Source organism: Kitasatospora sp. NPDC002965 (genome assembly GCF_040611255.1).
GTDB lineage: Bacteria > Actinomycetota > Actinomycetes > Streptomycetales > Streptomycetaceae > Kitasatospora.
This window is the reverse complement of the sequence record NZ_JBEXNT010000256.1, coordinates 1-5,047: the sequence shown is the minus strand read 5'-3', so window position 1 is coordinate 5,047 and position 5,047 is coordinate 1. Positions and strand designations below refer to the sequence as shown.

Below are 5,047 nucleotides of genomic sequence, written 5' to 3'. Positions count from 1 at the left end.
GTCGGCGGGGTCGCCCGCCGGGGGCGCGGCGGCGCCGGCGCTGGTCTGCAGCGCCGTCAACGTCAGGACGGCGGCGGCCAGGACGGCACACGCCGCCCGGACAGGTCGTCTGAGCATGGGGGATCTCCTGCGGTCACGGTGTGGGGGTTGCCGCAAACCGTAGGAGCACCCGCCGATCGGCGGGAGATGCCGTTGGGGACCGACGGCCGGCGCTATACCCCGCCGCCGTCACCGGCGGGGCGCGAAGGCCGACTCCGTTGTACAGAAGACCTTTTCATGGACAGATTCGTCAACTCCGAAGCGCCGGAGCCCCGGAGCCCCGGAGAGCCGAAGCGCCGGAGCGCCTCGGCCGCCGGTCGGTCGCGAGGAGGGGCGGGCCGTCAGGGCGCGGTGAGGGCGAGGCGGATCCACCGCTCGGCCTCCGTGCCCGCGAGGTCCACCGCGAAGGACTCGGGAGCGGCGGCGGCCTGCACGATCAGCCCTTTGAGCAGGCCGACCAGCGCCACCGCGTAGGCGTCCGGGTCCACGCCGGCCCGGACCTGCCCGTCGGCCGCGCCCTGGCGGACCACGCCGGCCACCCAGCCGCGCATCCGGGCGTCCAACCGTGCGACGGCGTCGGTGAGTTCGGACGATCCGGCGAGGGCCTCGGCGCCCAGGACGACGAACGCCCGCCCCAGGTCGGTCGGCCGTCGCACCCCGTCCAGGCAGGCCCGGGCGAACCGGCAGAGCTCCTCGACGGGGTCGGAGCCGCTGCGCTCGGGTGCCGCGGCCGCCATCGCCTCGGAGAGCGCCTCCTCCTGGAGCCGGGTCAGCAGTGCGGCCCTGGAGCCGAAGTAGTGGGTGGCGAGGCCGCGGCTGAACCCGGCCTCCTCGCCGACCCGGGCGAGGGTCACCCCGGCGCTGCCGTGTTCGGCGACCAGCCGGGCGGCGGCGGCGAGCAGTGCGGCCTCGGCCCGGGCGCGGCGCTCGGCCTGGGTCCGACGGGGCGGCTCGCCGGATCCGCCGGGCGAGGGCCGGGAGGGGCGGGGCGGCCGGGCGGACGGGTCCGGGGCTTCGTGCGTAGGCATACCACCATGGTAGGGTGCAACTTGCTTGTCGAACAACAAGTAAGTACGGAGCGGCGCGCCCACCGACCGCCGCCCCCTGTGGAAGGGAACCGGAATGACCGCCACGATGCTCGCCGGCCGGCTCGACGTCGCGAAGGGAGCCTTCGCCGTCCAGGAGGTGCCCGTGCCCTCGCCCGGCCCGGGCGAGGTCCTGATCAAGGTCGAGGCCGCCGGTGTCTGCCTGTCCGACGTCCACCTGATCCAGGGCATGCTCAAGCCGCTCTTCCTCCAGGGCGACACCGTCACCCTCGGTCACGAGGTCGCCGGTACCGTGCACACCCTCGGTGCGGGCGTCACCACCGCCGCGGTCGGCGACCGCGTGCTGCTCCAGGCCGGCGAGACCCGCGACGGCGTCGTCTACACCCGCGGCGTGGACTACGACGGCGGCTGGGCCGAGTTCGCGCTCGCCACCGCCACCACCCTGGTGCCCATCCCCGACGACCTGCCCTTCGAGCAGGCCTGCTTCGTCCCGGACGCGGTCTCCACCCCGTGGGCGGCCATCACGTCCACCGGCGCGGTCCGCCCGGCCGAGGCCGTCGGCGTCTGGGGCGTGGGCGGCCTCGGTGCCCACGGCGTCCAGCTCCTCCGCGCCGTCGGTGCCTACCCGATCGTGGCCGTCGACCCGCTGCCCGCGGCCCGCGAACGCGCACTGGCCTTCGGCGCGGACGCCGCCCTCGACCCCGCCGACCCCGCGTTCGCCGACCGCCTGCGTGCCGCCACCCGGGGCCGCCCGCTGGCCGCCGCGTTCGACTTCGCCGGCGTCGCGCCGGTGCGCGAGCAGGCAATGGCCTCGCTCGGGGAGCACGGCCGCCTGGTGCTGGTCGGTCTGACCGACAAGCCGCTGACCGTCACCAACGGCACCCTCGTCAGCTACCTGCGCCAGCAGATCCGGGGCCACTACGGCTCCGGACCGCAGGACGTCATCGACCTCGTCGACCTGGTGCGCGGCGGCCGGCTGGAGTTCTCCCGGTCCGTCAGCGGCACCTTCTCGCTGGCCGACGCCGCCCACGCGGTGGAGGCGCTGGAGCAGAAGAAGGGCGACCCGATCCGGCTGATCCTCAAGCCCTGACCTCCTGGCCCTGACCTCCTGGCCCGGGCCGGCCCGGGCCGGCCGTCACCGGGGCCGGGCCGGTCCGCCCGTGGGGCTCGCACCGCCGGCGGCCTCCTCCGGCCCCGCCGGACGTTCGCGGGCCCTATCCGGGGAGGTTCGCCGAAGCGGTGTGCCGCCGGCCTGACCCGCGTAGGCTCTCGACCGATCCGCAGCGGACCGAAGGGGAGCGTGTCGCATGCTCGGCTGGTTCATCATCGTGTCGGCACCGGGCCCGCAGGCCGACGAGGCCGTGGACGGCGCGGGCAGTCCCGTGGTCCTCGCCACATGGGAGACCGGGCTCTTCGGGGCGGACTGGATCATGAAGCTCGCCGCGAGCGGGAAGGCCGAGCAGCTGTCCTTCGACGGCTACCCCAACCGTTTCACCGTCCGCGCGGGCGAGGTACTGCCGCTGTTCGACGGCGACGCGATCCCCGGCGCCCGGCCCGACGTCCGGGTGTGGAGCCGCGAGCTGCACCCCGACCTGATCGCCGCCTGCCCGGCCGACCGGACGCTGACCGTCGACGTCTGGGACCAGTCGTAGGCGCGCACGGCAGGCCACGCACGGCGGCCCGGCCCGGCCTGTCCCCGGGAGCACGGTCCCACGCGGTGGCCCCTCCCGGAGCACGCTCCTGCCTCGGCTCTCCTTCCGGACGCGGACGAACCGCCCTGCTCCCGCATGGTCCTCTGGAAGGCGCCGGGAGCTCCCGGCGCCGTCCACCAGGGGAGTCGCTTGATGACCGAACACGCAACGCGCCGGACCGGGACGGGCCGTCGCCGAGCCGCGGTGGCCGCCGCACTGGCCGCGGCCGTGGTCGCCGGCCTGACGGCGGCCGGTGCGCCCGCCGCCCTCGCCTCCGAACCCGCCCCGGCACCCGCCGCTGCCGGGCCCGACTCCGTCCGGCGGAGCCTCGACGCGCTGGTGCGCGACGACGGCCTGCCGGCCGCCCTGGCCGCCGTACGGGGCCGCGACGGCCGGACCCGCACCTACACCGCCGGCGTCGGGGACCTCGCGACCGGCGCCGCCGTGCCCGTCGGCGGCCAGGTCCGGATCGGCAGCAACACCAAGGCGTTCACCGCCGTCGCCGTGCTGCAGCTGGTCGCCGAGGGGAAGGTCCGGCTGGACGCCCCGGTCGACACCTACCTGCCGGGCCTGCTGCGCGGTGACGGGTTCGACGGACGGACCGTCACCGTCCGGCAGCTGCTCCAGCACACCAGCGGCCTGCCCGAGTACCTGGAGGACCCGGCGCTGGCCGACCTCACCGCGGTGCGGTACCGCTACTTCGAGCCCCGCGAACTGATCGACATGGCGCTGGCCCGCAAGGCCCGCTTCCCGGCGGGCACGAAGTGGGAGTACAACAACACCAACTACCTGGTGGCCGGCCTGATCGTCCAGAAGGTCACCGGCCGGCCCGTCGGTGAGGAGATCACCCGGCGGGTGATCGACCGGATCGGGCTGCGCCACACCTACTTCCCCGCCCCAGGGGACCTCGCCATCCACGAGCGCCACCCCAAGGGCTACGTCCGGAGCGAACCGGGCGGGCCGCTGCGGGAGTTCACCGACATGGACTCGTCGGTGGCCTGGGCGGCGGGCGCGATCGTCTCGACCGACACCGACCTCAACCGCTTCTACACGGCCCTGCTCGACGGGCGGCTGCTGCCGCCGGCGCAGCTCGCCGAGATGCGCACCACGGTGCCGGCCGAGGAGCTGGGCCCCGGTATCCGCTACGGGCTGGGCCTGCAGAGCAGGCCGCTCTCGTGCGGCGGCGTGTACTGGGGCCACGGCGGCACCACCCAGGCGTTCCGGTCGCGGGGCGGCGTCACCGAGGACGGGCGCGCCGTCAACATCACCGTGACCGCCGTCCCGGACAACGAGGCGACGGTGCGGCACATGGCGGACGCCGTGGACGCGGCCTTCTGCCGCTGACCCCCGGCGGGGTGGGGGCGGGCCGGTCACCGGCCCGCCCCCGGTTCAGCCCGCCGGCCGGGCCTCGACCAGGCCGGACTCGTAGGCCGCGATCACCGCCTGGGCGCGGTCGCGGACGCTGAGCTTGCCGAAGATGCTGGTGATGTAGTTCTTGACCGTGGAGACGCTGATCTCCATCGCCCCCGCGATCTCCGTGTTGTCGAGCCCGGTGGCCAGCAGGCGCCACACCTCGACCTCGCGCGGCGTCAGCTCGCCCAGGCCGGTGGCCGGTGCCGCCGGCTGCGGCGGCCGGGCCGAGGTGACGTAGGAGGAGATCAGACGGGTGAGCAGGCGTGGGGCCACCGCCGCCTCGCCCGTGTGGACGGTACGGACCGCCGAGAGCAGTTCCTCCGGGGAGATGTCCTTGGGCAGGAACCCGCAGGCCCCCGCGCGCAGGGCGGCGACCACGTACTCGTCCATGTCGAAGGTGCTCAGCGCGAGCACCCGGCACTCGGGCAGCTCGCGGGACAGCCGCTCGGTCGCCGCGACGCCGTCGAGGACCGGCATCCGGATGTCCATCACCACGACGTGCGGCCGGTGCCGGTGCGCGAGGGCGACCGCCTGCTCGCCGTTCTCCGCCTCGGCGACCACGTCGAACCCCGGGTCGGGGGACAGGATCAGGGCCAGTCCGCGACGTACCAGTGGCTGGTCGTCCGCGATCAGCACCTTGATCGGCTCCGGTGGTGCCGTCATCCGAGCAGTTCCTCTCCCTCGACCGGCGCGTCCGGTCCGCCCCGCCCTGCGGCGGGGACGTGACACGTTCCCGCATTCCGGTCAGACCGTACCCGCTCCGGTCCGGGCCCCGTGACCACGGGTACCGGTGAGGTGTCGTCAGGGTGCCGGTCCCGGTCTCCCGCCCCCTCCCCGACCGGGACCACGGTCCCGGTC

Annotated in this window: 5 protein-coding genes; 3 read left to right on the top strand and 2 right to left on the bottom strand. The window is 75.1% G+C overall.

From position 1 onward, the window contains the following. Window positions 1–380: 380 nt before the first annotated feature. Window positions 381–1,067 (bottom strand): TetR/AcrR family transcriptional regulator, encoded by a 687-nt coding sequence (locus tag ABZY91_RS41335; protein ID WP_355409320.1) that lies wholly within the window; start codon window positions 1,065–1,067, stop codon window positions 381–383. A 94-nt stretch (window positions 1,068–1,161) separates the two neighbouring features. Here ABZY91_RS41335 and ABZY91_RS41330 point away from each other — a divergent pair, with 94 nt between their 5' ends. From ABZY91_RS41330 to ABZY91_RS41320, 3 genes are all read left to right on the top strand, one after another. Then, window positions 1,162–2,175 (top strand): zinc-binding dehydrogenase, encoded by a 1,014-nt coding sequence (locus ABZY91_RS41330; protein ID WP_329881350.1) that lies wholly within the window; start codon window positions 1,162–1,164, stop codon window positions 2,173–2,175. A gap of 217 nt (window positions 2,176–2,392) precedes the next feature. Continuing rightward, a complete protein-coding gene (locus tag ABZY91_RS41325; RefSeq protein WP_355409318.1) occupies window positions 2,393–2,737 on the top strand; it encodes a hypothetical protein in 345 nt (114 codons plus the stop codon). Window positions 2,738–2,929: 192 nt separating this feature from the next. After that, entirely contained in the window at window positions 2,930–4,120 is a 1,191-nt protein-coding gene (locus ABZY91_RS41320; RefSeq protein ID WP_355409316.1) for a serine hydrolase domain-containing protein, read from the top strand. A 45-nt stretch (window positions 4,121–4,165) separates the two neighbouring features. Here ABZY91_RS41320 and ABZY91_RS41315 read toward each other — a convergent pair whose 3' ends face one another. Next, entirely contained in the window at window positions 4,166–4,852 is a 687-nt protein-coding gene (locus ABZY91_RS41315; protein ID WP_329881347.1) for a response regulator transcription factor, read from the bottom strand. Window positions 4,853–5,047 lie beyond the last annotated feature (195 nt).

Bases quoted from the DNA above. Each gene is read 5' to 3' on its own strand.
- ABZY91_RS41335 (WP_355409320.1), bottom strand. From the start codon at position 1,067: ATGCCTACGCACGAAGCCCCGGACCCGTCCGCCCGGCCGCCCCGCCCC.
- ABZY91_RS41330 (WP_329881350.1), top strand. From the start codon at position 1,162: ATGACCGCCACGATGCTCGCCGGCCGGCTCGACGTCGCGAAGGGAGCC.
- ABZY91_RS41325 (WP_355409318.1), top strand. From the start codon at position 2,393: ATGCTCGGCTGGTTCATCATCGTGTCGGCACCGGGCCCGCAGGCCGAC.
- ABZY91_RS41320 (WP_355409316.1), top strand. From the start codon at position 2,930: ATGACCGAACACGCAACGCGCCGGACCGGGACGGGCCGTCGCCGAGCC.
- ABZY91_RS41315 (WP_329881347.1), bottom strand. From the start codon at position 4,852: ATGACGGCACCACCGGAGCCGATCAAGGTGCTGATCGCGGACGACCAG.